We start from the raw sequence: 26,833 nt of genomic DNA on the forward strand, positions 1-26,833 counted from the left end.
CGGGGCCGCTGTCGCGACACGTCGACTCTCCGGCCTGGAGGCCCGCCACGCGTCCGCCGCGCAGCCCCACTTCCGTCTGCTCCCGCGGTCGTACTGCGGTCGTTCCTCACCAGGGCCGTACTCCCCGGGGAGTAGTCCACAGGCACCCCTGCGGTCGATGCCGGGGCGGACCGACGTCCCTAGGCTCGACCCATGACGACAGGGCCACGCGAAGACGACCGCGACTCGGCTGGCGACCGCTGGCCGGGGCGCCAGCGATTCGCCCGGTCCGGTCGGGTCCTGCCGGTGGCCGTCGTGCAGATCGTCGGCACGATCCTCGCGTCCCGCATCACGGTCGCAGGGCCGGGCGGTCCGCCGTGGGCACGACACGGTGCGGTCGGCGGCGTCGATCCCGTCGTGCTCGGCCCACTCGCCGGCCTGCTCCTCGTGGCCGGCGTCGTCGTCCTGCCGTGGCGGTGGAGGTGGCCACGGTCGGTGCTGCTCGTCACGTTGGCGACGACCGTCGGGTACGCCCTGGTCGTCAGCCCCCGCGGGCCCTTCGTGGCGGCGCTCACGATGGCGATCGCGAACGCATGGCTGCGTGGCCACCGACGGACCGTGGCGGTGGCCGCTGTCGTCGCCGTCCTGGTGCTCCCGTCGGCCGACGTGCTGCTCGGCCGGGCTCCGGGGCTCGACCTCGGGGCTGTGCTGCTGTGCGCGGCGTGGCTGACGGTGACGATCGCCGTGTCCGAACTCGTCCGGGTGCGGGTCGAGCGGGTCGCCGAACGCCGTCGACAGCGTGCCGAAGCCGAACGGGTGCGGGCGGGCGAGGAACGTGTACGCATCGCCCGCGAACTGCACGACTCGGTGGCGCACAGCATGTCCCTCATCAACCTGCAGGCGGGCGTCGCTCTGCACCTCGGTGACGGACTCCCCGCGCAGACCCACGACGCCCTGCTGAACATCCGTGACTCGAGCCGCGATGCGCTCGTCGAGCTCCGGACGATCCTCGGGGTGCTGCGCTCGGTGGACGGTGGCCCCGCGAGCAACGGTGGACCCGATCGGAGTCCCGTTCCCGGCCTCGATCGGGTCGCGGAGCTCGTCGATCGAGCGCGTGCCGCCGGCGTCGCGGTCGAGCTCCGGATCCACGGCGACCCGTCGAGCGTCACCGGGACCACCGGCCGGAGCGCTTTCCGCATCGTGCAGGAATCCGTCACGAACGTCATGAAGCACGCCCCCGGTCACGACACGTCGGTCGTGGTCACCGTCGGGGCCGACGCCGTCGACCTGGTCGTCGAGGACCACCCGTCGGCTGTCCCGGACCGCTCCGCGCGACGAGTCGGCCTCGGCGCGACCGGCAACGGCATCATCGGCATGCGGGAGCGCGCCGCCGCGGTCGGCGGAGAGCTGTCCGTGGGTCCGACGACGGACGGTGGTTGGCGCGTCGTGGCACGCCTGCCGATCAGTACCGGCGGTTCGACGGACGACGCCGGTTCGATCGACGTCGCGGACGGAGCCGGATCATGACCCCGATCACCGTCCTGCTCGTCGACGACCAGGTCCTCATCCGTGCCGGCCTCCGCGCGCTCCTCGACGCCGAACCCGGCATGGCCGTCGTCGGCGAGGCCGGCGACGGGGACGCTGCGGTCGAAGCTGCCCGGGCGCTGCGACCCGACGTGGTGCTCATGGACATCCGCATGCCCGGCACCGACGGGCTCGCCGCCACCCGCAGCATCAACGACGACCCGGACCTCGACGGCGTGCACGTCGTCATCCTCACGACGTTCGAGCAGGACGATTACGTCTTCGAGGCGATCCGGTCCGGGGCGGCCGGGTTCCTGGTGAAGGACACGGAACCCGCCGAGCTCCTCCGCGCCGTCCGCACCGTGGTGGCCGGCGACTCGTTGCTCTCACCCGGTGCGACCCGTTCCCTGGTCGAGGCGTACGCCACCCACGCGAAGCCGTCATCCCTCGCGCCGGGCCTCTCGGTGCTCACCGATCGCGAGCGCGAGGTCATGCAGCTCGTGGCGGTCGGGCTCACCAACGCCGAGATCGCCGCGCGGCTGTTCGTCAGTCCGCTCACCACGAAGACCCACGTCTCCCGAGCGATGATCAAGCTCGGTGCCCGCGACCGCGCGCAGCTCGTCGTGTTCGCCTACGAGACCGGACTCGTCACTCCGGGCTGGCAGCCCTGACACCGCGGCCGATCAGCGGCGCACCGCACTGATCGCCCCGTGCGGCCGGTGCCCCGGGTCCGTGCGGGTGTGGACGTCCACGACGTCGAAGCCCGCTTCGTCCAGCAGCGCCGCCAGGGACACGACCGGCCAGCGGTAGGCGGTGACGACCGCGTGGTCGAAGGCTTCGACCGCGGCGCCCTCGAAGAACCCGAGCAGCAGCCCACCGCCGGGGGTGAGCACCCGACGGAACTCGTCGAGTGGCCCACCGATCCGCGACGGTTCGTGGTGGATCACCGAGTACCAGGCCAGGACCCCGTCGACGCTGCCGTCCGCGAGCGGGAGCGCGTCGAGCGACCCGACCCGGAAGTCGACCGAGGCGCCCTGCGTCCGTCGTGCGTGCTCGACGAACTCCGGCGCCGCGTCGATGCCGCTGACACGGTGCCCCTGCCGTGCGAGGTGCGCCGTCCAGTGACCGGGGCCGCACCCGGCGTCGACCAGGGCACCGCTCTGACCGACTGCCCAGGCGTCGACGAGGGCTCGGTCGTCGGGGTGGACGGCGTCCATCGAGCCGAGCAGCGCCGCGTACTCGTCGGCCCGAGCGCTGTACGCCGCCGTCACCCGCTCCGTCATGCGCCCGACCGTACCGCCGCAGCGCCGAACCGTGCGAGGTTCCGTGTTCCGTGCGACCCGGCAACCCTCGCACCGAGAACGGAACCTCGCACCACACGGCAGCGCCGCGCCGCACCACCCGCCCGCGTCAGAGCTTGAACGTCGCCCGCGGGATGTCGGACACGATCCGCCGGGCGGTGCGGACGGCGTCCTCCTCGGAGACCTGGTGCGTGACCACGAGCGACGCCAGGTACGCCGCGTCCGCCCGCCGCGCCATGTCGTGCCGCGCGGGGATGGAGCAGTACGCGCGGGTGTCGTCGATGAACCCGGAGGTCTTGGTGAACGACGCGGAGTCGGTGACGGCCGACCGGTAGCGCCCGATGGCCGCCGGGGTGTCGATGAACCACCACGGCGCGCCCGCGTACACGGCGGGGTAGAAGCCCGCGAGCGGCCCGATCTCGCGCGAGAAGACCGTCTCGTCGACGGTGAAGAGCACCAGGTGGAACCCGGGAGCGGTGCCGAAGGACTCGAGCAGCGGTCGGAGCGGCTCGGTGAAGGACCCGACGGCCGGCAGGTCGTGCCCGGTGTCCGGCCCGAAGCGCTCGAGCGTCGGGGTGTGGTGGTTCCGGATCACCCCGGGGTGCAGCTGCATGACGAGACCGTCCTCGACGCTCATCTCCGCCCAGCGGTAGAGCATGTCGTGCCGGTACGCCGTCGCCTCGGCCTCGGTGACCGACGACGCATCGCGCAGCGCCGCCGCGTGGATGCGTTCCCGCTCGCTCGACGGCAGGGGAGCGGAGCCCGCGTCGAGCACCCCGGTGTCCGTGGCGGTCGCGCCGTGCTCGATGAAGTAGTGGCGACGTGCGCGGAGAGCCGCCAGCAGCCCTGCGTGGGTGCCCGTGTCGATGCCGGCGGCCTCGCCGATCGACGCGACCACGGGCCTCCAGTCCGACCGCGTCGGGTCGAACACGGCGTCCGCGCGGAACGTGGGGAGCACCCGGCCGGAGAAGCCGGGGTCCGCCGCGAGCTGCGCGTGCGCAGCGAGGTCGTCCGCCGGCCCGTCCGTGGTGGCGAGGACCTCGATGCCGAAGGCGTCGAAGAGCGCGCGTGGCCGGAAGGCGGGGGACGCCAGCAGGCCGGCGATGTGGTCGTACTGGTCGTCCGCGTTCGCGGCGGACGGCGCCTGGTCGAGCCCGAACACGTCGTGCAGCTCCGTCTCGAACCAGTAGCGCACGGGGGTTCCGAGGAAGTCGTCCCAGTGCTCCGCCAGCTGCCGCCAGACGGCGCGGCCTGGAGGCACGGGGGCGGTTCCCGACAGGTCCGCGCGTCCCAGCGCGGCCAGGTCCACCCCGTTCGCGTGCAGCAGGCGGAGCACGTAGTGGTCGGGCGTGATGAGCAGCGATGCGGGGTCGCTGAACGGCTGGTCCGAGGCGATCAGCGCCGCGTCGACGTGCCCGTGCGGCGAGATGATCGGGGCGTCCTTGACCGCCTCGTACACGGTGCGTGCCACGGCTCGTGCTCCGGGGTCGGCGGGGAACAGCCGGTCGGGGTGCGGTGCGAGCCGGGTGGGGGTGCTGGTGCGGGTCATCATCGACTCCTTCGAGTGGCGGCGAGTGCGGGAGTGGCGAGTTCGGGAGTACTCGTGCGCGATCAGTCGGTGCCGGCGCGCGGCGCCGGCCCGGTCGACTCGCGCACGGTCAGGTGGGTGGGCAGGGCGACGGCACCGGACATGTGCTCCCCGGGCAGTTCGTCGGCGGGCAGGGCGCCGAGCCGTCCGAGCAGCATCCGGATCGCGACCCGGCCGGCACGTTCGATCGGCGAGGTCATCGTGGTGAGCGGCGGGTTGCAGAAGTCGGCGCCGAAGATGTCGTCGCAGCCCACGATGCTCATGTCCTCGGGGACGCGGACCCCGCGCTCCCGTAGCCGGGCGAGCATCCCGATGGCGATCAGGTCGTTGAAGGCGATGCACGCGGTCGCACCGGCGTGCACGGCGGCGTCGGCGGCCGCCGCGCCGGAGTCGACGAAGGGTGCGTGCGGCCCGACCCGGGCGACGCGGATCCCCAGGCGCTTGGCGACCTGCACGAGGGCGCGCCACCGACGCTCGTTCGACCACGAGCTGTCCGGCCCGGCGACGTACAGGATCTCCCGGTGTCCCAGCGACACCAGGTGCTGCACCGCCTGCTCCACCCCGCCGGGGGTGTCGATGAGCACCGAGGGCACGCCGGTGGGCCGACGGTTCACGACGACCAGGGGGATCCGTTCGGCGAACCGTGCGATCTGCGCGTCGGACAGTCGTGACGCCGTGAGCACGACCCCGTCGGCCTTCGCCCCCACGGCGGTGAGTGCGGCCATCTCGGCGTCGGCGGACTCCTCGGTGTCGACGAGCAGCTGCGTCCAGCCGGCCCCGGCGAGCTGGTGCTGGGTGCCCCGGATGACGTCGAAGTAGAACGGGTTCGTGATGTCGGACACGAGCACGGCGACGGCGCGGGTGCGGCCCGAGGTCAGCGCCCGGGCCTGCGAGTTGGCGACGTAGCCGAGCTCGCGGGCTGCCCGCTGGATGCGCTCCTGGGTGACGGGGTTGACCCGGTCGGGCAGGGACAGGGCGCGGGAGACGGTGGACGCGGCGACCCCGGTGGCGTCGGCGATGTCGCGTATGGTGACGCGACGCGCGGCACCAGCGGCGGGGCCGGCAGCACCGCCCGTGCGCCCGCCACCGTCCGTCGAGAGGTCCTTCACGAGGCCGAACGTATTCGCGTCTGGCAACAAGTGGCAACCGGTTGCCGCATGTTGCCAACGGCGGAACAGTGGTGCCACCGAGCAGCGCCGCTCGGAGGAGGTCTCGAGGAGGAAACCCCCGTGAAGACGCGAAGACTGCAAGTCCGCACCCTCGTCGGTGCCGTCGCCGTGGTCGCCCTCGCCGCACTGTCCCTGCAGGGATGTGCCGTGGTGAACGGCAGCGGCGACGACCCGAACACCCTCCGCGTGATGATGGGCGCGGACACCACCTACCCCAAGGAACGCAAGCAGTGGCAGCGGGAGACCGCCGCCGAGTTCAAGCGCACGACCGGTGCCGACATCCAGTGGGAGACCTACTCGTCCGCGCAGGAGGAGTTGACCGCGATCCAGACGAGCGTCATCTCGGGGCAGGGCCCCGACGTCTACGCGATCGGCACCACCTTCACCCCGACCGCGTACGCCACCGGTGCCTTCGTCGAGATGGGCGCGAAGGAGTGGGACGCGATCGGCGGCAAGGACCAGTTCGACCCCGCGTCGTTCGGCATCTCCGGTCCGAGTGCGTCGAAGCAGATCGGGATCCCGTTCGCCAGCCGTCCGTTCGTGATGGCGGTGAACAAGGACCTGCTCGCGAAGGCCGGCATCACCGACATGCCCACGACGTGGGACGAGCTGACCGCCGACGCGAAGGCCACCACGGGTGACGGACGCCACGGCATGGCGATCGCCTACGCCGACGGCTTCGACCCCTGGAAGTTCGTGTGGGGGATGGCCCAGAACGCCGGCAACACGATCGTCGACGGCTCGAAGGCCGAGATCGACAGCGAGGCCGTCGAGAACGCCTACCGCACCTACTTCGACTGGGTGACGAAGGACGGTGTCGTCGACCCGGCCGCGATCGGCTGGAACAACGCCCAGGCCCTCGCGCAGTTCACCGAGGGCAAGGCGGCGTTCTTCCCGATGACGACCACCACCGCCATCAACTCGTTCCAGGACACCAAGGTCGACGGCAAGTACGAGTTCGCGCTGCTGCCGACCGTCCCGCCGGGTGCGACGGAACGTCCGTCCGACGGCATCGAGGCCGCCAGCATCCTGTCCGGCGACAACTGGGTCGTCGCCGACTACGGCACCAAGCAGGAGCTGTCGTTCGCGTTCGTCAAGCAGCTCAGCGCGCCGAAGGCCCAGCTCGAGTACTACGACCTGTTCGGCAACCTGCCGACCAACGCGTCCGCCGCCGCCGACCTGGCGGCCGACAACCCGCAGCTCAAGCCGATCATCGACGCCGGCCGCCTGTCCAAGCCGACCGCGTTCACCGGTGCCTGGTCCGACATCCAGCTCGCCCTGGTCGACGTGGTCGTGCAGTCGATCCCGTCGCTGAAGTCCGGCGAGGTCACCGATGACCAGCTCCGCAAGCGACTGCAGGACGCCCAGAAGGACGCCCAGGCCACCCTCGACCGTCAGAAGAACGGAGGTCTGTGATGACCAGCACGCAGACCAGGCCCCGCACCGACGCGGCGCCGCCCCGGCCGGTCCGCCCCGCCGGCAAGACGCCCCTCTACAAACGGGAGCGTCCACTGTGGATGCTCCTGCCCGGCGGGGTCCTCATGCTCGCCGTCATCGTGGTGCCGCTCCTGGTGGGCTTCTGGATCGCGATGCTCGACCTCGACCAGTACACGCTCCGCCAGTGGTTCAGCGCCCCGTTCGTCGGGTTCGCCAACTTCACCGAGGCGTTCACGAACTCGCCGCTGCTGCACTCAATCTGGATCTCGGTGTCGCTGTCGGTGCTCGTCACGGCCGTGACCGTGCCGATCGGGGTCGCCGCCGCGATCTCGACCCAGAACCGGTTCCCCGGTCGCGGGCTCGTCCGCTCGATCTACCTGATCCCGTACGTGCTCCCCGCGTTCGTCGTCGGCACGTTCTTCCGCACGATGCTCCAGCCGCAGGGGGTCGTGAACTCGATCCTGCACACCGACGTGCTGTGGCTGAACGGCTCGGCGTCGTACTGGGCGCTCGCCGGGGTGATGATCTGGACGAGCTGGCCCTTCGTCTACCTGCTGTCCCTGGCCGGGCTGCAGGCCGTGGACAACGAGGTGCACGAGGCCGCCGCGCTCGACGGGGTGACCTGGTGGGCGAAGCTGCGGTACATCATCTTCCCGTACCTGCGCGGACCCCTCAGCCTCGCGGTGATCATCTCGATCCTGCACAACATCAACAACTTCACGCTGCCGTTCGTGCTGTTCGGCATCCCGCTGCCGTCCAGCGTCGAGGTGATGCCCGTCCTGACGTACATCGCGAGCTTCCAGTCGTTCCGCTTCGGCCTGTCCGCGGCGATGGCGATCTGCTCGCTCGTGATCGTCGCGATCCCGCTGTTCGTCTACCTGCGGGCGGTCAAGCTCGACACCGGCGACGACGCCGGCCCCAACCGGAAGCAGCGTCGCGCCGACCGCGCCACGCTCGCCGCCGCCCCGACCGCCGCCGACATCGACGGAGCACGCGCATGACCACCCCGAGCACGTCCTTCAGCACCCGCACCCGCCCCACCGCGACGCTCACCGAGAGCATCACGACCGGCAACGGCGGGCGACGGAACAAGCGCCCGTACGACACCGACGTCACCCGGCTGCTGCCGCGCTGGCTGCTCGTCACCGTCATCGCGGTGATCATCGCGTTCATCGCCGTCCCCGTGCTCTACATCCTGTTCGGCTCGGTGAACTCCGACGTCGCCGTGGCCCGTGGCGAGTACTTCCCATCCGAGTTCACGCTGTCGAACTACGTCGAGATCTGGTCCACCGTCGCCCTCGGCGAGGGACTGGTGAACTCGATGCTCACCGCCGGTGCCGTCGCCGTCGCGAGTGCCGCGCTCGCCGTGTCCACGGCCTACGTGCTCGTCCGGTTCCGGTTCCTCGGGCGGCTCACCATCCTGCGTGGGCTCCTCGCCCTGCAGTCGATCCCGGGCACGCTCCTGCTCCTGCCGGTCTTCGTGGTGTTCTCGAACATCGCCAGCGCCACCGGTGTGCAGATCATCGGCACCCGCTGGGGCCTGTTCGTGACCTACCTGACGTTCGCCCTGCCGTTCTCGACGTGGGTGATGGTCACGTACCTGCGCGGCCTGCCGAAGGAACTCGAGGAAGCGGCGCGCATCGACGGCGCCAGCTCGACGAAGATCCTGACGAAGATCGTGCTCCCGCTGTCGTGGCCGGGCATCGTCGTGTCCGCGATCTTCGCCTTCCTGCTCGGCTGGAACGACGTCCTGTTCTCCACGATCATGACGACCCCGAACACCCGGACGGTCGCCGTGGTCCTGCAGGTGCTCGGCACCACCCAAGAGGGCGGCGCGGTCCCGATCTACGGCCAGATGATGGCCGCCTCGATCGTCTGTGCGGTCCCCGTCGTCGCCCTGTACCTGATCTTCCAGCGCTACCTCGTCGGCGGTCTGACCGCCGGCTCGGTGAAGTAGCACGCAACCCAGAACCGGACTGGAGGCCCGTGGCGGCCCCGCCACGCGCCTCCAGTCCGACACGAAAGGAACGCAATGACCCAGCCCAGTTGGGAACTCTCCGGTTTCGGTGACGAGATCGACGCCGACCCCGCGATCCAGGTCGCGGTCCTCCAGGCGCTGGGGGCCAGCGCCATCGAGGTGCGCAGCGCCTGGGGGGTGAACGTCGTCGACCTCGAGGAGGACCAGCTCGCCGGACTCCACCGCCTGTTCGAGGAGCGCGGGCAGACCGTGTCCGCCATCGCCTCGCCGATCGGCAAGGTCTCCGTCGACGAGCCCGTCGAGCACGAGGTCGGACGGCTGGGCCGTGCGATCGCCGCCGCGCACGCCCTCGGCACCACGAACATCCGGATCTTCTCGTTCTACTTCGAGGGCCGCCGCCCCGAGGACGTCCGCGACGACGTCCTCGTCCGGATGCGGGCGCTGGCCGACCTCGCCGAGCGCGAAGGCGTGACCCTGCTGCACGAGAACGAGAAGGACATCTACGGCGATGTCCCCGCGCGCGTGCTCGACATCGTCGAGAGCGTCGGTTCGTCCGCGCTCCGCCTGGCCTGGGACAACGCGAACTACGTGCAGTGCGGCGTCCGGCCCTTCTCCGACGGCTGGGAGCAGCTCGCCCCGTACGTCGACTACCTGCAGGTCAAGGACGCCCTCGCCGCCGACTCGTCGGTGGTCCCGGCGGGCGAGGGCGACGGTGAACTCGTCGAGACCCTGACCGCCCTCCGAGACGCCGGGTACTCCGGGTACGCCTCGCTCGAGCCGCACCTCAGCGACTTCACCTCCCTCGGCGGGTTCTCCGGCCCCGCGGCCTTCGGTCGTGCCGGCCGGGCCTTCCGCACCCTCACCGACCAGATCGGAGTCACCCTGCGATGACCGAACCCACCAACCCGCTCCGCCTGGCCGTCGTCGGCGCCGGTGTCATCGGACGCCACCACGCCACCGTCGCGGTGCACCACCCCGACCTGCAGGTCGTCGCCCTCGTCGACGCCGTGCCCGAAGCCGCCACGAGCGCGGCGGACGCGGTACAGGAGCTGGGTGCCGCCCGCCCGATCACGACCTCCACCATCGAGGAAGCGATCGAACAGACCGACATCGACGTCGTCGCGATCTGCTCGCCGTCCGGCATGCACGTGCAGCTCGCCGAGGCCGCCCTGGCGGCCGGCAAGCACGTCGTCATCGAGAAGCCGCTCGACACCACGATGCCCCGAGCACGGCAGATCGCGGCGCTCGCCGCAGCCGCTCGCGACCGCGGACTCGTCACCAGCGTCATCAGCCAGCACCGCTTCGACCCGGCGTCGGCAGCCGTCGCCCGGGCCGCGCACGACGGCGGGTTCGGCACCGTGACCTCGGGGCTCGCGAGCGTCGCGTGGTACCGGTCGCAGGGGTACTACGACTCCGGTGACTGGCGCGGCACCTGGGCGCTCGACGGCGGCGGCGCGGTGATGAACCAAGGCGTGCACACCGTCGACCTGCTCGTCTGGGCACTCGGTCGTCCGGTCGAGATCTCGGCCCAGACGGGGCTCCTCGCCCACGACCGCATCGAGGTTGAAGACACCGCCGTCGCCACCGTCCGGTTCGACGGCGGGGCGCTCGGGGTCGTCCACTGCACGACCGCGGCGTACCCGGGGCTCTCCGCCCGGTACGCCGTGTACGGCACGCACGGTTCCGCCATCGTCGACGACGACCGGCTCGCGTACTTCCACATCGCCCCGGACACCGCCACGCTCGAGTCCGCGTCCACCACGTCGAACGCCACCGCGGTCGCCGGCGCGGTCGACCAGAAGGACCAGATCGTCCCGCCCGAGCACGTCGTCGGCGGCCCGGCTGAACCCGACCACTTCGCCGCGGGCCACGCTCGGCAGTACACGGACATCGTCGACGCGATCCGGCAGGGACGCGAACCGGGTGTCACCGTCGACGCGGCCCTCGTGTCGCTCGCCACCGTCCGCGGGCTCTACGTCAGCGCGACGCTCGGGCACCCCGTGCGCATCGACGACGTGATCGACGGGAAGTACGACGACGTGGTGCCGGTCGTCGGCACGCCCGCCACCGCCAGCGCGACCGAAGGAGCCACCCGATGAAGTTCTCCGTGTTCACCGCCTCCACCCCCGACTGGACCCCGTCCGAAGCCGCCGAGACCCTGGCCGCACAGGGCTGGGACGGCATCGAGTGGCGCATCGTCGACGACCGCCCGGCCGACGGCGCCGAGGTCCCTGCCGAACGGTCGTTCTGGGCGGGCAACAACTCGACGTGGCAGTACACCGGCATCCGCGACCGGGTCGGTGAGATCGCCCGGGTCACCGACGCCGCCGGGCTCGAGTACTCGGGCATCGGCGGCTACCAGCCGGCCGCCGACCACGACGGCGTCGAGACGATGCTGCGCGTGACCAGCGAACTGGGTGCCCGGCAGGTCCGCGTCACGATGCCGAACTACCGGGCCGAGAAGGAACGCACCGGCGAGACCTACCCGCAGCTCTTCGACCGCACCCGCACCGACCTCGAGTGGGCGGCGGACCGCGCGGCCGAACTCGGCGTCAAGGTGTTGGTCGAGCTGCACCACATGACGATCACACCGTCGGCCTCCGCAGCACTGCGGCTGATCGACGGTCTCGACCCCGCACACGTCGGCGTCATCCACGACCTCGGCAACCTCGTGATCGAGGGTGACGAGGACCACCTCGCCGCGTTCGAACTGCTCGGGCCGTACCTGGCACACGCCCACGTGAAGAACGCCCGCTGGGTCGACACCGGCGACACCCGGGCCGACGGCAGTTCGATCTGGCAGCACGAGTGGGCACCCCTGCGCACCGGCCAGGCGTCGGTGTCCGAGTACCTCGACGCGCTCCGCCAGGTCGGGTACGACGGGTGGGTCACCATCGAGGACTTCTCCACCGACCTCCCGCTCGAGACCCGCACCGCCGACAACCTGGCGTACCTCCGCTCCCTCGTACCGGTGTCGGCATGACCGACCGGCGTCCGGGCATCGTCCATCTGGGGGTCGGTGCGTTCGCTCGTGCCCACCTCGCCTGGTACACCGCCCACACCACGGGGGAGCCGTGGGGCATCACCGCCTTCACCGGCCGCTCGCCCGCGGCCGCGGACGCGTTGGCCGCGCAGGACTGCCGGTACACGCTGGTCACGCGAGCCGCGTCCGGCGACGGAGCCGAGGTGGTCGACACGATCGTGGCCGCCCACCCGGGCAGCGACGACACGGCCTGGAGGCACGTGGTCGCGTCCCCCGAGACGACCATCGTCACGCTGACGGTCACCGAGCAGGGCTACCGGCGCGGTTCCGACGTGCCGGCGCGGCTGGTCGCGGGGCTCGACGCCCGCCGTGCCGCCGGCTCCGGGCGCATCGCGCTGGTCAGTCTCGACAACCTGACGCACAACGGGGTGGTCCTCCGCGGCGCCGTGCTCGACGCCGTCACCGACGACGACCTGCGCGACTGGATCGAGGCGAACGTCGCGTTCCCGAGCTCGATGGTCGACCGGATCACCCCCGCGACCACCGACGCCGACGTCGCGCACCTGTCGGAACTGCCGGGTGCGCTCGCCGGAGACCGGGTCCCCGTCGTCACCGAACCGTTCGCCGAATGGGTGCTCGAGGACGCCTTCGCGGGCATCGACCGGCCCGCGTGGCAGACGGCCGGCGTCCGGATCGTCGACGACGTCACCCCGTACGAGCAGCGGAAGCTCTGGCTGCTGAACGGCTCGCACTCGCTCCTCGCCTACCTGGGGTTGCAGCTCGGCCACGACACCGTGGCCGAGGCGATGGACGACCCGGTCTGCCGCACCGCCGTCGAGCAGCTCTGGGACGAAGCCGCGCTCGAGCTCCCGCTGCCCGAGGCCGAGGTCACCGACGCCCGCGCAGCCCTGGTCGAGCGGTTCGCCAACCCGCGCATCCGGCACACGCTTCGGCAGATCGCGTCCGGCGGCTCGCAGAAGCTGCCCGTCCGTGTCGTCGACGTCGTGCGGCACCGGCTCGCCCGCGACCCCTCGGCCGGCATCGGCACCGGAGCGGCCACTGCCCTCGCCGCATGGTGGTTGCACGTCACCGAGCAGACCGACCCGGTGGACGACCCCGGTGCCCCCGGGCCAGACTCGGACGTGCACGACGTCCTGGCCGTCGTCGCACCCGAACTCGACACCACCCCCGTGGTCGCCGCCGTGACGGCGGCGGCCGACCGCATCCGCACCGCCGCGGCACGCGCCCGCGAACGCTCCAACGGAGGAGTCCACGCATGACCGACACGACCACCACGAACCCCGCGGCCCCGGTCCCCGGCGCCGCCGACAGCGGGCCGGCCGAGACCACCGCCGGCCGTCCGGACACCTGGGCCTCGGCGGACCGCGGCCAGCTGATCGATCGGGCCGAGGTCATCGTGACCAGCCCGAACCGGAACTTCGTGACGCTCAAGCTCACCACGGCCGACGGCGTCACCGGACTCGGCGACGCCACCCTGAACGGCCGTGAGCTCGCGGTCTCCGCCTACCTGTCCGAGCACGTCGTCCCGCTGCTCGTCGGCCGTGACGCCAGCCGCATCGAGGACGCCTGGCAGTTCCTGTACCGGTCGTCGTACTGGCGCCGTGGTCCGGTCACCATGGCCGCGATCGCCGCCGTCGACATGGCCCTCTGGGACATCAAGGCGAAGGTCGCCGGGATGCCGCTGTACCAGCTGCTCGGCGGGGCATCGCGCACCGGGCTCATGGCGTACGGCCACGCCTCGGGCAAGGAGCTGCCCGAGCTGTTCGACTCCATCCGCGAACACCAGGAAGAGGGCTACCGCTCGATCCGGGTGCAGACCGGTGTCCCCGGCCTCGAGTCCATCTACGGCATCGCGTCGAACAGGACCACCGAGGGCAACGCCGGCGTCCGCTACGACTTCGAGCCCGCCCAGCGCGGTGCGTACCCGGCGATGGAGGACTGGGACACCCGCGCCTACCTGCGCCACGTGCCCACCGTGTTCGAGGCCGTCCGCAACGAGTTCGGTCCCGAACTGCCGCTGCTGCACGACGGCCACCACCGGATGACCCCGCTGCAGGCCGCCAAGCTCGGCAAGTCGCTCGAGCCCTACGACCTGTTCTGGCTCGAGGACTGCACCCCCGCCGAGAACCAGGAGGCCCTGAAGCTCGTCCGGCAGCACACCACGACGCCGCTGGCGATCGGCGAGGTCTTCAACACCATCTGGGACTTCAAGGACATCATCCGCGACCAGCTCATCGACTACGTCCGCGGTGCCGTCACGCACATGGGCGGCGTCACGCCGCTCAAGAAGACGATGGAGTACGCGGCGCTGTACCAGGTCAGGTCCGGGTTCCACGGACCGACCGACATCTCCCCGGTGGGGCTCGCCGCGCAGATGCACCTCGGGCTCGCGATCCACAACTTCGGCATCCAGGAGTACATGCAGCACGGGCCGCAGACCAACCAGGTGTTCCACCAGACCTTCACGTTCACCGACGGCTACCTGCACCCGGGTGACGAGCCGGGCCTCGGGGTCAGTCTCGACGTCGACGAAGCCGGCAAGTACCCCTACGAGCAGGCGTACCTGCCGTTCAACCGCCTGGCCGACGGCACCGTCCACGACTGGTAGTCCCCGGCGCCGTGGCGGGCACGGTGTCGAGCAGGCACGGTGTCGAGCGGGCACGGTGTTGAGCAGGCACAGTGGTGGCATGGAGTTCGTCGACGTCGCCAGGGAGCTGCTGCTCGTCGCGCCGCAGGACTTCGTCGCCGAGCGCACCGCACGACAACGCTCGGCGCGGAAGGACGACCGCGCCCTCGCCACGGCGATCGGGAAGCTCCGGAAGCCCGCCCCGGCGGCCTGGGTGATCGACCTGCTCGCCCACGACGGTGCCCTCGACGACGCCGTCGACCTCGGACCGGCGCTCCGCAAGGCGCAGGCGGACGCCGACCCCGACGCGATCCGGACCCTCCGTCGGCAGCGCGCCGAGGTCGTCGACGCCCTCGCGCAGGCCGGTGCGGACCTGGCGTCCGACGCCGGACACCCCGTCACCCCGGCGGTGCTCGGGCAGGTCCGGTCGACGATCGAGGCGGCGATGGCGGACCCGCACGCCGGCGCGGCCGTCCGGTCGGGGCTGCTCGTGACGGGGCTCGAGAGCGTGGGGTTCGACGCGGTCGACCTCGACGGGGCGCTCGCGGATCCGGACGCGGTCCCCGATGCCTGGTCCGGCAGCGATGCCCCACCCATCCCCATCTCCCAGGCGAGGGGTGCGCGGAAGGCGAGCCGTGCCTCCAGGCCCGCGCAGCGCGACGCTCCGGAACCGGACGCCGATCCCGAACCCGAGCCGAAGCGCGACCCGGCCGCGGACCGGAAGGCCGCGCGCCAGGCCGAGACCGCAGCGCGCACGGAGTCCCGCGACGCCGACGCAGCACTCGACACCGCCGAGGCCGATCTCGAACAGGCAGAGGAGCGCCGCGCGGAGCTCCAGCGTGCCCTCGAGCAGGCCGAGGCCGAGATCACCCGGCTCAAGGCAGTCCGCGACGAGGCCGAGGCGGCGAGCGACCGGGCGCGCGACGTCCTCCGCGCTGCGCAGGAGCACCGCCGGACGGTCGGCCGCTGAGCCGTCCGGTCGGACCTCATCACCTCGGATGAAAAGCGGCCGAACGGCTCGGTCCCCGTCCGGCGCGGCCCATACGCTCGCGTCATGACCTCCCTCCTCCGCCGGTACCGGCACCTGCTGGCCCCCGCCGCCGGCGCCGTGTACCTCGTGCTCTGGATCGTCGCCGAGGCCGGACGCGCGGGGCTCGCCGACCACGTCGTCGTGGTGTCGGCCTTCGCCGTCGCCATTGGCCTCGCCGCGTGGATGCCCGCGACCGCGCTCGGACTGGTCGTCGGCATCCCGCTCCTGCAGGCGGCCCGACTGCTCACCCGGCCGACCGACACGACCTGGCCGGAGTACCTGGCGATCGCGATCGTCGTCGGCGTCGTCGGCGCCGGTCGGTCCGATCTGCTCCGCTACCTGGCGGTCCCCGTGCTCCTGCTCGCGAGCGCGGCGGCCGCCTGGGCGATGGCGGTCCCGACCGCTGCCGACCAGGACGTCTGGGGCAGCTGGGTGGGGAACTCCGGCGGGACCCGGTCCGACCTCGTCACGATCACCTTCGCGTTCGTCGGGGTCAGCGGTGTCACCTGGGCGGTCGGCGTGGCCATCGGTGCCGCGTGGCGGATCGGCCTCGCCCGGGTCCGGGTGGTCGAGGCGCAACGCCGCACCGAGGTGACCACGACCGAGCTCCGGGCCGAGCAGGAGCGCGCACGGATCGCTCGCGACGTGCACGACTCGCTCGCCCACTCCCTGGCGGTCGTCGTGTCCCAGGCCCAGGGTGCCGCGGCCATCGCCGTGCGGGACGAACACGCCGCCCGGGCGCTGCAGGACATCGCCGACGTGAGCCGCTCGGCGCTGGGCGACGTCCGGGCCCTGGTGGAACGCATCCAGGCGAGTGACGACGCCGACCGCCACGGGCTGCCCGACGTCCCCGACCTGGTCGAGGACATGCGGGAGCTCGGGATGACCGCGACGTTCGAGGAGCACGGCGCCGGGGTCCTGCCCGCGGGCAGCGCCAGCGCGGTGCACCGGATCGTGCAGGAGAGCCTGACGAACGTGCTGAAGCACCAGGGGCGGACAGCGACGGCCCGGGTGGCGCTCGACTGGCGCGGCCCGGGGCTCGGCGTCGTCGTGACGTCACGGGGGAGCGAACCCCTCGTCGAGCTCGACGGCGCGGGGTCCGGTGTCGCCGGGATGCAGGAGCGTGCCCGGCTGGCCGGCGGCTGGCTGCGTGCCGGTGTCGGCGACACCCCGGACGAGTGGGTCGTCACCGCGTGGCTGCCGACGACCGCCGCCGTGCCGAACACGGCGACGGCCGACACCGACACCGACACCGACACCGACACCGACACCGAGGCCGTCCTGTCGGAGCACGTCCGATGAGCGCCGTCCGCGTCGCCGTCGTCGACGACCAGCGACTGTTCGCCACCGGGATGCAGATGCTCGTCGACGCCCAGGACGACATGACCTGTGTCGGGACCGCCGGTGACGGTGCCGCCGCCCTCGAGCTCTGCGCCGCCGAGCACCCCGACGTGCTGCTGCTCGACCTGCGGATGCCGGTCATGAACGGCATCGAGACCCTGACGCGTCTCGTCGCCTCGACCCAGGACCGCCCGCGGGTCGTCGCGCTCACGACCATCCGCCGCGACGATGCCGTGCTCGCCGCACTCCGCGCCGGCGCCGCCGCGTTCCTGACGAAGGACGCCCTGCCCGACGTCGTCACCGCGACCATCCGCGACGTGCACGCCGGTCGACCGGCACCGACCGAAGCCGAGGCACTCGACCTGCTGCGCGCGCAGGGCACCCCGGCCGTGACCGACCGACGCGACGAGGTCCTCGACGCGCTGACGGCCCGCGAGCGCGAAGTCTTCCTGCTCGTCGCGAAGGGGCTCAGCAACGCCGAGATCGCCGAGTCGGTCTTCCTGAGCGACGCCACCGTGAAGACCCACGTCCGCGCCGTCCTGACGAAGCTCGGACTCCGGAACCGGATCCAGGTCGTCATCACCGCACACGAACGCGGCCTCGTCCGCGCCTAGGGGGGAACCATGCAGATCACGAACCGCGTCGCGAAGACCGGCACCCTCGTCGTCGTCCTCGCCGGACTTGCCACCGCCGTCGTCCACGGGCTGCCCGAACGCGCCGACGTCGCGGTCGCCCCCACCGTCGAACAGGACAGCACGGCGTGGGCGATGCCGCTCGACGCCTTCGTCGCGCCGGCCTCGTCGAAGACCACGTACGCCGAGGACCTCGTGGCCCAGCCCTGCCTGCGGAAGGCCGGCATCGACGACCCGGCTCCCTGGGCGACCGCGGCCGGGCTGCAGGCCGACGACGACGCGGCCGACACCGCCGCTCGGGCGAACCCCTCACCCGCACTCGCGACCACCCGGCCCCTCACCGCGGCGCTCGCCGAGACCCGCGGTTACCACGGGCCGTCCGCCGCCGGTGCGAACCAGGAGGGCCTGCGGCAGTGGGGGTACGACCCGGACCGCCAGGCCGCGTTCGCCGAGCTCCCGGACGACGTGGCCGCCCGTTGCTGGAACGGAGCCCGGAAGACCCTCGGCACCACGCTGCGCGGCACCGAGCAGACCGCGTCCGAACTGGCCCAGCGCCTGACGTACCTGGCGGCGCTGGACGCACGCCAGGACGACCCGGTCCGCACGGCCGCGGCCGGGTGGCGCACCTGCATGGCGCCGTCCGGTGTGCCGGACCTGCCGGCGGGTCCGGAGGGCATGCCGACCCCCTCGATGCACGTCAGCGCCCGTGACGGCGACCAGGTCGTCCTGTTCTCGGACGATCCGGGGAGGGCCGAGGTCGCCGTCGCCGGACGGGACGTCGCGTGCCAGGAGTCATCCGGCTACCGCAGCGCGCTGTACGCGGCGGAGTGGGAACGGCTGCTGCACGTCACCGCGACCGACGCGGCCGCGCTCCGGAAGGGCTCGACGCGGCAGCCGCAGGTGGACGCCCGCCTCGACCGGGTGATCTCGCGGCTCGCCCCGGCGGCACCGGCGGACGTCGACTGACGCGGCGGTCGCGGGGAGCGGTCCTGGGGGGAGCGCCCCGCGCCCGCCGCGTGGGGACGACGGACGGGAGGCCCGTGGCGGGACCGCCACGGGCCTCCCGTCCGTCCCGCTGCCCGGGGACGTCGCGTGTCGACCCGTGTCAGCCCGGGACGGCTTCGAGGACCCCGTCGCGTTCGCGGAGCGCGCCGTGCTTCGGGACCCACACCTGCAACTCGTCGACGGTGAAGTGCTCGAGGTCGTCGCGGTGTGCCGTCAGGAACGAGGCGATCCCGGGCTTCATCGGGAACCGCGGGTCGATCCCCTGCACCACGGCGACGACGTCGTCGGCGTCCGGCTCCCAGGTGCCGCGCTCGAAGAAGTACGGCCGCCACGCGACCAGGTTGTACCCGCTGAACAGGACGGTGCCGTCGTCGACGCCACGTGCCCGCAACTCGGCGTCGAGCCGGGCGACACCAGCCGGACGCGCCTGCGCCACCGCGCTGCCGAGCCGGACCACCGGCACGACGGCGAGGGCGAGCACGAGGCAGACCGCCGTGACGCGCAGTACCCGCTGCCGACGGCTGACGGGCCTGGACGGCCAGCCGGCACGTCCGAGGCCGATGCCGGCGAGGGCGATGAGGAGCGGCATCCACGCGTAGTAGTAGTGCGCGAGTGCGACGTCCGACGCGGTCAGGAAGGCGACCTGCGCACCGAGGCCGATGCCGAGGTAGGCGACGAGCCGGTCGGGTCGGAACACGAACGCCGCGACCAGCCCGATGACCAGCACGAGGACCACCCAGCGGCTGGTGCCCTGCGTGAAGTACACGAAGTTCGCCCACCACGGGGCGAACAGGTACTCGCGACCGAGCAGCTCGATGGAGTGGCCGAGCTCCGCGTGCCCGGTCTGGAACTGCAGCATGTGCACGAAGCCGCGCTCGAAGCCCACGGGCGCGTACAGCAGCACGAACGCGACGACGAACGACCCGGCCGCGATCAGCCCGCCGGTCAACAGGTCCCACCACCGGCGGAACAGGATCGGCAACGCGATGATCGCCACGACGAGCACGGCGGAGGTCATCTTCGACGTCACGGACAGGGCGAGCAACAGGCCGGACGCAGCGGCCCAGAGCCAGCGTCGGCGGTCGGCGCCGTTCACCCACCGCCACGCGGCGTACAGCGCGGCGACCGCGAAGAACACCATGACCGGTTCGAGCAGCGCCGTGCGGTCCATCCTGGTGGCGACACCGGAGCCCGGGTCACCCCAGGCGATGCCGTTCGCCCGTGGGGTGAGCCACCAGAGGGCGGCGGCGATGAGTGCCGCCCAGTACCCGACCGGACGGCGGAACCACAGGAAGAACAGGAGCCCGGTGCCCAGCGAGGCGGTCGCCGCGACGTAGCGCGGACCGAGCGGCCCCGGAGCGCCGAGGACGACCTCCGCCAGGCCGAACAGGTACTTCGCCGTCGGCGGGTGCTCGAGGTTGCGGATGAAGACGCCGTGCAGGTACTCCCAGCCGGACACCACGTACACGTCCTCGTCGACGTCCACGCGCTGCCGGCCCACGTGCCAGTAGGCGAAGACCACCGCGGCGGCGACGACGACCAGGAACGCGACGATCCGCACGACCCGCGGACGGTCGAGCGTTCGGCGGGCACGGTGGGAGGCGATCACGGTGGACAAGTCTCACACGCGGAGGTCGGCCGCGACGTGAGCCGGTCCCGTCCTGACCGCACCTGCACCCGTGGTCCGACACGCCCGGACCGGTGCTGCTAGACTCAGTCCCTGACTTCGGCGAGGGCTGCGTACGCGCGGCCGTGATCGACGCGGTGGGATACCCGGCAAGACCCTGGGATCGTTCCTCACGCGTGCACGCGTTCGAGTTGCAACACCACAGACCCCCACGATGCCGGCACCCCGGCGTCGTCCCCGACACCAGGAGGCACCATGGCCGACTACACCAAGCTCGCAGCGGAAGTCCGCACCAAGTTCGGCAAGGGCGCTGCTCGCAAGCTCCGCGCGGCCGACAAGATCCCCGCGGTCGTCTACGGCCACGGCACCGAGCCGATGCACATCTCGCTGCCCGGCCACGAGACCATGCTGCTCGTCCGTACCGCCAACGCGGTCGTCGACCTCGACATCGATGGCGCTGCGCAGCTCGCCCTCGTCAAGGACGTCCAGCGTGACCCGGTGCGCCAGATCATCGAGCACATCGACCTCGTGGTCCTCCGCCGCGGCGAGAAGGTCACGGTCGACGTGCCCGTCGTCGTCGAGGGCGAGTCCTTCTCCGGCACCATCCACGTGCAGGACCTCAACACGATCTCGCTGCTCGTGCTCGCCACCGACATCCCGGAGCACGTCTCCGTGAACGTCGAGGGCCTCGAGGACGGCGTGCAGATCCACGCCTCGCAGCTCGAGCTCCCCGAGGGCGCCGAGCTCGAGACCGACCCCGAGGCGCTCGTCGTCGCGATCGTCACCCCGCGTGGCACCGCTGACGACGACGCCGCGGACGAGGCCTCGGCCGAGGCCGGCGCCGAGTCGGGTGCCGAGGGCGCCGCGGACTCCGAGTAACACCCCTTCGAAGACATCTGGTCGACGCTGTGACGGATCAAGTCCTCGTGGTGGTCGGGCTCGGGAACCCCGGGCCCGACTACGCCGGCAACCGCCACAACGTCGGCCAGATGGTCCTCGACGAACTCGCTTCCCGCATGGGAGCCACGTTCAAGAAGCACAAGACGCCGAACCAGGTCGCCGAGGGGCGCCTGGTGCCCGGCGGCACACGACTCGTGCTGGCGAAGCCCGGGTCGTTCATGAACACCTCGGGCGGGCCGGTCTCCTCGGTGCTCGGGTTCTACAGCGCCACCCCGGCCGACCTCGTCGTCGTGCACGACGAGCTCGACCTGCCGTTCGACACCGTCCGCCTGAAGGGCAACGGCGGGCACGGCGGGCACAACGGGCTGCGCGACATCATCAAGGCCACCGGCACGAACGAGTTCATGCGCGTCCGGGTCGGCATCGGACGTCCGCCCGGTCGGCAGGACCCGGCCGACTACGTGCTGCGTGACTTCTCCGCAGCCGAGAAGAAGACGCTGCCGATCCTGCTGGCCGACGCGGCCGACGCGGTAGAAGCGATCGCCGAGGTCGGGCTGCTCGCCGCACAGCAGCGCGTGCACGCTCCGTCCTGAGCGCTCGGCGCTGTTCGCCCGTCGCGCACGCAGCGGCCGGTGTCGGTGGCGGCCGGTACCATCTCCTGAGTGACGATCTCGGGCATCATCCCTGCGCTCTCGCGCGCCTCCGCCTTCGATCGCGTGCTGCGCGCCGCACCGCGCGACGCCGACTTCTCCGTCGTGGACGGCCTGCGCGTGCCGCTGCTCGGCGCGCTGCTCGCCGAGCGCAACGGTCCGCAGTGCGTCCTCGTCGTCACGGCGACCGGGCGTGAAGCCGAAGCGGTCCGCGAAGCGTTCGGCAGCTACGTCCCCGACGCCGACGTGCTCGAGTTCCCGGCGTGGGAGACCCTGCCGCACGAACGCCTCAGCCCGAGTGCGCAGACCGTCGGCACGCGCATCGCGACGCTCCGGAAGCTCGCGGCGTGGCAGGCGGCGGACCCCGCCGAGCGTCGCCAGACCATCGTCGTCGCGAGCGTCCGCGCCGCGCTGCAGCCGATCGCGAGCAACCTGACGTCCCTGGCGCCGGTGGTGCTGCGGACCGACTCGCGGGGCAACGACCTGGCGGCGATCGCGTCCCAGCTGGTGGACCTCGCCTACTCCCGCGTCGACCTCGTCACCCGCCGTGGTGAGTTCGCGGTGCGCGGTGGCATCCTCGACGTCTTCCCACCGACGGCCGACCACCCGGCACGCGTCGACTTCTTCGGCGACGAGATCGAGGCGATCAAGGCGTTCTCCGTCGCCGACCAGCGCACGACAGAGGACGACCTCGGCTCGGTCGAGCTCACCGCCTCGCGCGAACTCCTGCTCAGCGACGACGTCCGGCAGCGGGCGCGCGAGATGCTGCACGAGTTCCCGAACCTGTCCCAGATGCTCGCGAAGATCGCCGAGGGCATCCCGGTCGAGGGCATGGAGTCCCTCGCTCCGGCGCTCGTGCAGGACCTCGTGCCGATGACCTCCTACCTGCCGGACGACGCCACCATCGCGGTGTTCTCGCCCGAGCGGGTGAACGGCCGCGCGAACAGCCTGGCCGAGACGAACACCGAGTTCCTGCAGGCTGCCTGGAGCGCAGCGGTCGCGGGTGCCCAGGCCCCGATCGACCTCGACGCCGGCAACTTCCTGACCGTGCAGCAGCTCAAGAACACCCGCGGCCAGCGCACCTGGTGGACGGTGTCGCCGTTCGACTCCGGCCTCGACGAAGGGGACACCGAGCGCGTCCTCACCGACGCCGAGGCCGCTGCCGAGGCCGGTGAGTACATCCGCGTCCGGGCCGAGGCCGTCCCGAGCTTCGCCGGCAGCGCCGACGGGGCGATCGCGCACGTCAAGTCGCTGACCGACGACGGGTGGGCCGTCGTGGTGACCGCGCAGGGCCAGGGCCTCGTCGAGCGTGCGGTGCAGGTGCTCGCCGACGCCGGGGTCGCCGCCCGTGCCGATGCCGTGACCGCGCCGCCCGAGCCGGGGTTCGCCGTCGTGACGACCGCGACCGTCGAGCACGGCTTCGCGATCCCCGCCCCCCGCATCGCGGTCCTGAGCGAAGCCGAGTTCTACGGCCGCAGCGTCCAGCAGGGCGCCCGCACCGTCAAGAAGCTCGCGAGCCGGCGCAAGAACGTCGTCGACCCGCTGCAGCTCAAGCCGGGCGACGTCGTCGTGCACGCGACCCACGGCATCGGCAAGTTCGTCGAGCTCGTCAGCCGCGAGGTCTCCAGCGGTGGCCGCAACGCCGTGAAGACGCAGCGCGAGTACCTCGTGCTCGAGTACGCGCCGTCGAAGCGCAACTACCCGGGCGACAAGCTCTTCGTGCCGACAGACCAGCTCGACCAGCTGTCGCGCTACGTCGGTGGTGAGTCCCCGACCCTGTCGAAGATGGGCGGCTCGGACTGGTCCGCAGCCAAGTCGAAGGCCCGCAAGGCCGTCCGCGACATCGCTGTCGACCTGGTCAAGCTGTACTCGGCGCGGATGGCGTCGAAGGGGCACGCGTTCGGCCCGGACACCCCGTGGCAGCGCGAGCTGGAAGAGGCGTTCCCGTTCGCCGAGACCGCCGACCAGCTCACCACGATCGACGAGATCAAGCGCGACATGGAACGCCCGATCCCGATGGACCGCCTGCTGTCCGGCGACGTCGGCTACGGCAAGACCGAGGTCGCGATCCGGGCGGCGTTCAAGGCCGTGCAGGACGGCAAGCAGGTCGTCATGCTCGTCCCGACGACCCTGCTCGTCCGCCAGCACATGGAGACGTTCCAGGAGCGCTTCGCCGGGTTCCCCGTGCACCTGCGTGCCCTGAGCCGGTTCCAGACCGAGAAGGAGTCGAAGGAGACCATCGCCGGGCTCGCCGACGGCACGGTCGACATCGTCATCGCGACCCACCGGATCCTGTCGCAGGGCATCACCTTCAAGGACGTCGGGCTCGTCATCATCGACGAGGAACAGCGGTTCGGCGTCGAGCACAAGGACCAGCTCAAGAAGTTCAAGACGAACGTCGACGTCCTGGCGATGTCGGCGACCCCGATCCCGCGCTCGCTCGAGATGGCGGTCACGGGCATCCGCGAGATGTCGACCCTGGCGACCCCGCCCGAGGACCGCCACCCCATCCTGACCTTCGTCGGGCCGCAGTCCGACCTGCAGGTGGCGGCGGCGATCCGCCGCGAGCTGCTGCGCGAGGGCCAGGTGTTCTACGTGCACAACCGCGTGAAGGACATCCAGTCGGTCGCCGCACACCTGGCCGAGATCGTGCCGGACGCCCGTATCGCCGTGGCGCACGGGCAGATGTCGGAGACCACCCTCGAGCAGGTCATGGTCGACTTCTGGGAGCGCCGCTTCGACGTCCTCGTCTCGACGACGATCATCGAGACGGGCCTCGACATCGCGAACGCGAACACGCTCATCATCGACAAGGCGGACAAGTACGGCCTGTCGCAGCTGCACCAGCTGCGCGGTCGTGTCGGCCGTGGGCGGGAGCGCGGGTACGCGTACTTCCTCTACGACTCCGACAAGCCGCTGTCCGAGACCGCGCAGGACCGCCTCGAGACCATCGCCGCGAACAACGAGCTCGGCGCGGGCATGCAGGTCGCCATGAAGGACCTCGAGATCCGCGGGGCCGGCAACCTGCTGGGCGGGGAGCAGTCCGGCCACATCGCGGGCGTCGGGTTCGACCTGTACCTGCGGATGATCGGCGAGGCCGTGTCGCAGTTCCGTGGCGACGTCGCCGAGGGGCAGACCGAACTCCGGCTCGAGATCCCCGTCGACGCGCACATCCCCGAGGACTACGTCGAGTCCGAGCGACTCCGGCTCGAGGCGTACCAGAAGCTCTCGGCGGCCTCGGCCCCGACGGCCCAGCCGAACGCGATCGACATGGTGCTCGACGAGCTCACCGACCGCTACGGGCAGCCGCCTCAGGCCGTGCAGACCCTGGTCGAGGTCTCCCGTCTCCGTCGCATGGCGCAGCAGGTCGGCCTGTCCGACGTCGTGGTGATGGGCTCGAACCTGCGGGTCGCCGGCAAGGAGCTCGCCGACTCGTCGCAGGTGCGGCTCAAGCGCATGTTCCCGGGGGCGCGCTGGTTCCCGCAGCAGAACGCGACGAGCATCCCGATGCCGCGTCCGCACGACCAGGCGCTGCCGGACGATGCCCTCATCCAGTGGGTGGAGAGCATCCTCACCGCCGTGTACGGGGCGACGACCCCGGCCGAGGCGCCGGCCGCGTAGACGCGAGGGGAGACGGCCTGGAGGCACGGTGCGGGCCCGCACCGTACCTCCAGGCCGTCATCGGCCACGTCCACGGCGCGCGCCGTTCGCGACGATCCACGCGTCGAACGACGCGTGCTCTGTCTCGGAACGGGTGCGAACCGCGAACCGCCGGCCGCAATCCGCTACTCGGTGTCCTCGGCCTCGGACAGCTCGCGGCGCGCGCGGTACGCCCGCGCCCGCAGGGTGACGACGACGGCCGACGCGACGATGGCGATGCCCGAGCCGACGAGCACGGCGAGGACGCCCTCGTCGAGGATCTCCTCGTTGCGGGCGAACGCCAGCTCGTTCATGAGCAGCGACACCGTGAACCCGATGCCGCCGAGCACGCCGACGGTGATGATCGAGAAGAACGACAGCGACGAGCGGCCGGGCGAGCGGAAGATCCGCGTGGCGATCGTGCCGAACAGCGTGATGCCGATGACCTTGCCGACCGGCAGTGCGAGGACGACCGCCCAGAACGTGGGGGAGAGCTCGCTGATGCCGACCGAGGGGATGATGACGGCGGCCGACGCGAACGCGAACACCGGCAGCACGATGGCGTTCGACCACGGTTCGACGTTCTCGTGCAGGGTGTGGCCCGGGCGTCGGGGCAGCACGAGCCCGAGGGCGACGCCGGCGATCGTGGCGTGCACGCCGGAGTGGTAGACGAGCCACCAGGTCAGGAGCCCGACCACGACCATCGACACGATGACGAGCGTCTGCCCGCTGCGCCCCGGGCGGAGCATCCGGCCGAGCAGCCAGAACGCCGCGAGGGTGACGACAGCGCCCGCGAGGGCCAGGAAGTCCGTGTCGTGGGCGAACACCACGGCGATGATGATGATCGCGATGAGGTCGTCGAGGACGGCCAGCGCGAGCAGGAACACCCGGATGCCGCTCGGCAGCCCGCGACCGAACATGGCGAGCACCCCGAGCGCGAACGCGATGTCCGTCGCCGTCGGGATCGGCCAACCGTGCGTGTACTGCGTGCCCGCGGTGACGAGCAGGAAGATGCCGGCCGGAACGAGCACGCCGCCGACCGCCGCGATGGCGGGGATGATCGCGGTCTTGGGGTTCGACAGCTCGCCGTCGACGAGTTCCTGCTTCAGCTCGATCGCGACGAGCAGGAAGAAGACCGCGAGCAGGCCGTCGCTGATCCAGTGCGCGATCGACAGGTCGAGGCCGAGGGCACCGAGCGGCAGGTGCGCGTCGAGCAAGCGTTCGAGGCCGGGGCCGATCGGGGAGTTCGCCACGACCAGGCCGAGCACGGCGGCGGTGAGGAGCGCGATGGCGCTGAAGCGGGGGGAGCGGACGAGGGACGACATGGATCTCCGTCTCGAAGGGTCGGGTGAGTGTCCGTCGACCAGACTTCCCGACACACCACCTGCAGTCTACGCGGGTGG

At 71.7% G+C, this 26,833-nt stretch carries 22 protein-coding genes; 17 read left to right on the forward strand and 5 right to left on the reverse strand.

What is annotated here, in order from left to right; translation table 11 throughout:
* Nucleotides 1-192: 192 nt before the first annotated feature.
* Together DEJ00_RS07685 and DEJ00_RS07690 are read left to right on the forward strand one after the other, a co-directional pair.
* Nucleotides 193-1,506 carry a sensor histidine kinase gene (locus tag DEJ00_RS07685; protein WP_111056941.1) on the forward strand — a complete coding sequence of 438 codons (1,314 nt, stop codon included), beginning with the start codon at nt 193-195 and terminating at the stop codon, nt 1,504-1,506.
* On the forward strand, nt 1,503-2,174 hold the full coding sequence (locus DEJ00_RS07690) for a response regulator transcription factor (protein WP_111056942.1): 672 nt from the start codon (nt 1,503-1,505) through the stop codon (nt 2,172-2,174). The genes DEJ00_RS07685 and DEJ00_RS07690 overlap by 4 nt, the downstream gene beginning before the upstream one ends.
* A 12-nt stretch (nt 2,175-2,186) precedes the next feature.
* Here the strand turns inward: DEJ00_RS07690 and DEJ00_RS07695 are convergent, their stop codons facing one another.
* From DEJ00_RS07695 to DEJ00_RS07705, 3 genes are all read right to left on the reverse strand, one after another.
* Nucleotides 2,187-2,786 (reverse strand): class I SAM-dependent methyltransferase, encoded by a 600-nt coding sequence (locus DEJ00_RS07695; RefSeq protein ID WP_111056943.1) that lies wholly within the window; start codon nt 2,784-2,786, stop codon nt 2,187-2,189.
* A gap of 127 nt (nt 2,787-2,913) precedes the next feature.
* Nucleotides 2,914-4,353, reverse strand: a complete 1,440-nt coding sequence (gene uxaC / locus DEJ00_RS07700; protein WP_111056944.1) for a glucuronate isomerase — start codon at nt 4,351-4,353, stop codon at nt 2,914-2,916.
* Between the two features lie 62 nt (nt 4,354-4,415).
* Nucleotides 4,416-5,501, reverse strand: a complete 1,086-nt coding sequence (locus DEJ00_RS07705; protein WP_181440120.1) for a LacI family DNA-binding transcriptional regulator — start codon at nt 5,499-5,501, stop codon at nt 4,416-4,418.
* 120 nt (nt 5,502-5,621) lie between these two features.
* On the opposite strand from DEJ00_RS07705, the gene DEJ00_RS07710 reads away from it, so the two are divergent.
* From DEJ00_RS07710 to DEJ00_RS07765, 12 genes are all read left to right on the forward strand, one after another.
* On the forward strand, nt 5,622-6,977 hold the full coding sequence (locus DEJ00_RS07710) for an ABC transporter substrate-binding protein (RefSeq protein ID WP_181440121.1): 1,356 nt from the start codon (nt 5,622-5,624) through the stop codon (nt 6,975-6,977).
* Nucleotides 6,977-7,999, forward strand: coding sequence for a carbohydrate ABC transporter permease (locus DEJ00_RS07715; RefSeq protein ID WP_027464479.1), 1,023 nt, complete (start codon nt 6,977-6,979; stop codon nt 7,997-7,999). Before DEJ00_RS07710 ends, DEJ00_RS07715 begins: the two co-directional genes overlap by 1 nt.
* The gene (locus DEJ00_RS07720) at nt 7,996-8,955 is read left to right on the forward strand and encodes a carbohydrate ABC transporter permease (RefSeq protein ID WP_027464480.1); all 960 of its coding nucleotides are present in this window, start codon (nt 7,996-7,998) and stop codon (nt 8,953-8,955) included. Before DEJ00_RS07715 ends, DEJ00_RS07720 begins: the two co-directional genes overlap by 4 nt.
* A 75-nt stretch (nt 8,956-9,030) precedes the next feature.
* Entirely contained in the window at nt 9,031-9,867 is an 837-nt protein-coding gene (locus DEJ00_RS07725; RefSeq protein WP_111056945.1) for a sugar phosphate isomerase/epimerase, read from the forward strand.
* Entirely contained in the window at nt 9,864-11,075 is a 1,212-nt protein-coding gene (locus DEJ00_RS07730; protein WP_111056946.1) for a Gfo/Idh/MocA family protein, read from the forward strand. Before DEJ00_RS07725 ends, DEJ00_RS07730 begins: the two co-directional genes overlap by 4 nt.
* Nucleotides 11,072-11,959 carry a sugar phosphate isomerase/epimerase gene (locus DEJ00_RS07735; protein ID WP_111056947.1) on the forward strand — a complete coding sequence of 296 codons (888 nt, stop codon included), beginning with the start codon at nt 11,072-11,074 and terminating at the stop codon, nt 11,957-11,959. The genes DEJ00_RS07730 and DEJ00_RS07735 overlap by 4 nt, the downstream gene beginning before the upstream one ends.
* Nucleotides 11,956-13,239, forward strand: a complete 1,284-nt coding sequence (locus DEJ00_RS07740) for a mannitol dehydrogenase family protein (RefSeq protein WP_111056948.1) — start codon at nt 11,956-11,958, stop codon at nt 13,237-13,239. Before DEJ00_RS07735 ends, DEJ00_RS07740 begins: the two co-directional genes overlap by 4 nt.
* Nucleotides 13,236-14,588 carry a D-mannonate dehydratase ManD gene (gene manD, locus DEJ00_RS07745; protein WP_258373588.1) on the forward strand — a complete coding sequence of 451 codons (1,353 nt, stop codon included), beginning with the start codon at nt 13,236-13,238 and terminating at the stop codon, nt 14,586-14,588. The genes DEJ00_RS07740 and manD overlap by 4 nt, the downstream gene beginning before the upstream one ends.
* Nucleotides 14,589-14,667: 79 nt before the next feature.
* Nucleotides 14,668-15,576 carry a hypothetical protein gene (locus tag DEJ00_RS07750; protein WP_111056949.1) on the forward strand — a complete coding sequence of 303 codons (909 nt, stop codon included), beginning with the start codon at nt 14,668-14,670 and terminating at the stop codon, nt 15,574-15,576.
* 84 nt (nt 15,577-15,660) lie between these two features.
* Nucleotides 15,661-16,938, forward strand: coding sequence for a sensor histidine kinase (locus DEJ00_RS07755; RefSeq protein WP_111056950.1), 1,278 nt, complete (start codon nt 15,661-15,663; stop codon nt 16,936-16,938).
* Nucleotides 16,935-17,591 carry a response regulator transcription factor gene (locus tag DEJ00_RS07760; protein ID WP_027464485.1) on the forward strand — a complete coding sequence of 219 codons (657 nt, stop codon included), beginning with the start codon at nt 16,935-16,937 and terminating at the stop codon, nt 17,589-17,591. The genes DEJ00_RS07755 and DEJ00_RS07760 overlap by 4 nt, the downstream gene beginning before the upstream one ends.
* Before the next feature lie 9 nt (nt 17,592-17,600).
* Nucleotides 17,601-18,575: a hypothetical protein gene (locus DEJ00_RS07765; protein WP_111056951.1), complete on the forward strand. Its 975-nt coding sequence runs from the start codon at nt 17,601-17,603 to the stop codon at nt 18,573-18,575.
* Nucleotides 18,576-18,714: 139 nt separating this feature from the next.
* On the opposite strand, the gene DEJ00_RS07770 is transcribed toward DEJ00_RS07765, so the two are convergent.
* Complete coding sequence (locus DEJ00_RS07770) at nt 18,715-20,223, reverse strand: phospholipid carrier-dependent glycosyltransferase (RefSeq protein ID WP_071246012.1); 1,509 nt, start codon at nt 20,221-20,223, stop codon at nt 18,715-18,717.
* Between the two features lie 273 nt (nt 20,224-20,496).
* Here DEJ00_RS07770 and DEJ00_RS07775 point away from each other — a divergent pair, with 273 nt between their 5' ends.
* The 3 genes from DEJ00_RS07775 (at nt 20,497) to mfd (ending at nt 25,412) form a co-directional block, all read left to right on the forward strand.
* The gene (locus DEJ00_RS07775; RefSeq protein WP_111056952.1) at nt 20,497-21,120 is read left to right on the forward strand and encodes a 50S ribosomal protein L25/general stress protein Ctc; all 624 of its coding nucleotides are present in this window, start codon (nt 20,497-20,499) and stop codon (nt 21,118-21,120) included.
* A 29-nt stretch (nt 21,121-21,149) separates the two neighbouring features.
* Entirely contained in the window at nt 21,150-21,734 is a 585-nt protein-coding gene (pth, locus tag DEJ00_RS07780) for an aminoacyl-tRNA hydrolase (protein WP_111056953.1), read from the forward strand.
* 69 nt (nt 21,735-21,803) lie between these two features.
* Nucleotides 21,804-25,412, forward strand: a complete 3,609-nt coding sequence (mfd, locus tag DEJ00_RS07785; RefSeq protein ID WP_111056954.1) for a transcription-repair coupling factor — start codon at nt 21,804-21,806, stop codon at nt 25,410-25,412.
* A 164-nt stretch (nt 25,413-25,576) separates the two neighbouring features.
* Here mfd and nhaA read toward each other — a convergent pair whose 3' ends face one another.
* Entirely contained in the window at nt 25,577-26,755 is a 1,179-nt protein-coding gene (gene nhaA, locus DEJ00_RS07790; RefSeq protein ID WP_111056955.1) for a Na+/H+ antiporter NhaA, read from the reverse strand.
* Nucleotides 26,756-26,833 lie beyond the last annotated feature (78 nt).

Origin of the sequence: Curtobacterium sp. MCLR17_039 (assembly GCF_003234745.1) — a bacterium.
GTDB lineage: Bacteria > Actinomycetota > Actinomycetes > Actinomycetales > Microbacteriaceae > Curtobacterium > Curtobacterium flaccumfaciens.

What these genes read in the sequence shown, in the direction of transcription:
- nhaA (WP_111056955.1), bottom strand. Translation starts at nt 26,755, where the DNA reads ATGTCGTCCCTCGTCCGCTCCCCCCGCTTCAGCGCCATCGCGCTCCTC.
- DEJ00_RS07715 (WP_027464479.1), top strand. Translation starts at nt 6,977, where the DNA reads ATGACCAGCACGCAGACCAGGCCCCGCACCGACGCGGCGCCGCCCCGG.
- DEJ00_RS07750 (WP_111056949.1), top strand. Translation starts at nt 14,668, where the DNA reads ATGGAGTTCGTCGACGTCGCCAGGGAGCTGCTGCTCGTCGCGCCGCAG.
- DEJ00_RS07685 (WP_111056941.1), top strand. Translation starts at nt 193, where the DNA reads ATGACGACAGGGCCACGCGAAGACGACCGCGACTCGGCTGGCGACCGC.
- DEJ00_RS07690 (WP_111056942.1), top strand. Translation starts at nt 1,503, where the DNA reads ATGACCCCGATCACCGTCCTGCTCGTCGACGACCAGGTCCTCATCCGT.
- manD (WP_258373588.1), top strand. Translation starts at nt 13,236, where the DNA reads ATGACCGACACGACCACCACGAACCCCGCGGCCCCGGTCCCCGGCGCC.
- DEJ00_RS07735 (WP_111056947.1), top strand. Translation starts at nt 11,072, where the DNA reads ATGAAGTTCTCCGTGTTCACCGCCTCCACCCCCGACTGGACCCCGTCC.
- DEJ00_RS07755 (WP_111056950.1), top strand. Translation starts at nt 15,661, where the DNA reads ATGACCTCCCTCCTCCGCCGGTACCGGCACCTGCTGGCCCCCGCCGCC.
- DEJ00_RS07720 (WP_027464480.1), top strand. Translation starts at nt 7,996, where the DNA reads ATGACCACCCCGAGCACGTCCTTCAGCACCCGCACCCGCCCCACCGCG.
- DEJ00_RS07695 (WP_111056943.1), bottom strand. Translation starts at nt 2,786, where the DNA reads ATGACGGAGCGGGTGACGGCGGCGTACAGCGCTCGGGCCGACGAGTAC.
- DEJ00_RS07730 (WP_111056946.1), top strand. Translation starts at nt 9,864, where the DNA reads ATGACCGAACCCACCAACCCGCTCCGCCTGGCCGTCGTCGGCGCCGGT.
- DEJ00_RS07760 (WP_027464485.1), top strand. Translation starts at nt 16,935, where the DNA reads ATGAGCGCCGTCCGCGTCGCCGTCGTCGACGACCAGCGACTGTTCGCC.
- DEJ00_RS07725 (WP_111056945.1), top strand. Translation starts at nt 9,031, where the DNA reads ATGACCCAGCCCAGTTGGGAACTCTCCGGTTTCGGTGACGAGATCGAC.
- DEJ00_RS07775 (WP_111056952.1), top strand. Translation starts at nt 20,497, where the DNA reads ATGGCCGACTACACCAAGCTCGCAGCGGAAGTCCGCACCAAGTTCGGC.
- uxaC (WP_111056944.1), bottom strand. Translation starts at nt 4,353, where the DNA reads ATGACCCGCACCAGCACCCCCACCCGGCTCGCACCGCACCCCGACCGG.
- DEJ00_RS07765 (WP_111056951.1), top strand. Translation starts at nt 17,601, where the DNA reads ATGCAGATCACGAACCGCGTCGCGAAGACCGGCACCCTCGTCGTCGTC.
- DEJ00_RS07740 (WP_111056948.1), top strand. Translation starts at nt 11,956, where the DNA reads ATGACCGACCGGCGTCCGGGCATCGTCCATCTGGGGGTCGGTGCGTTC.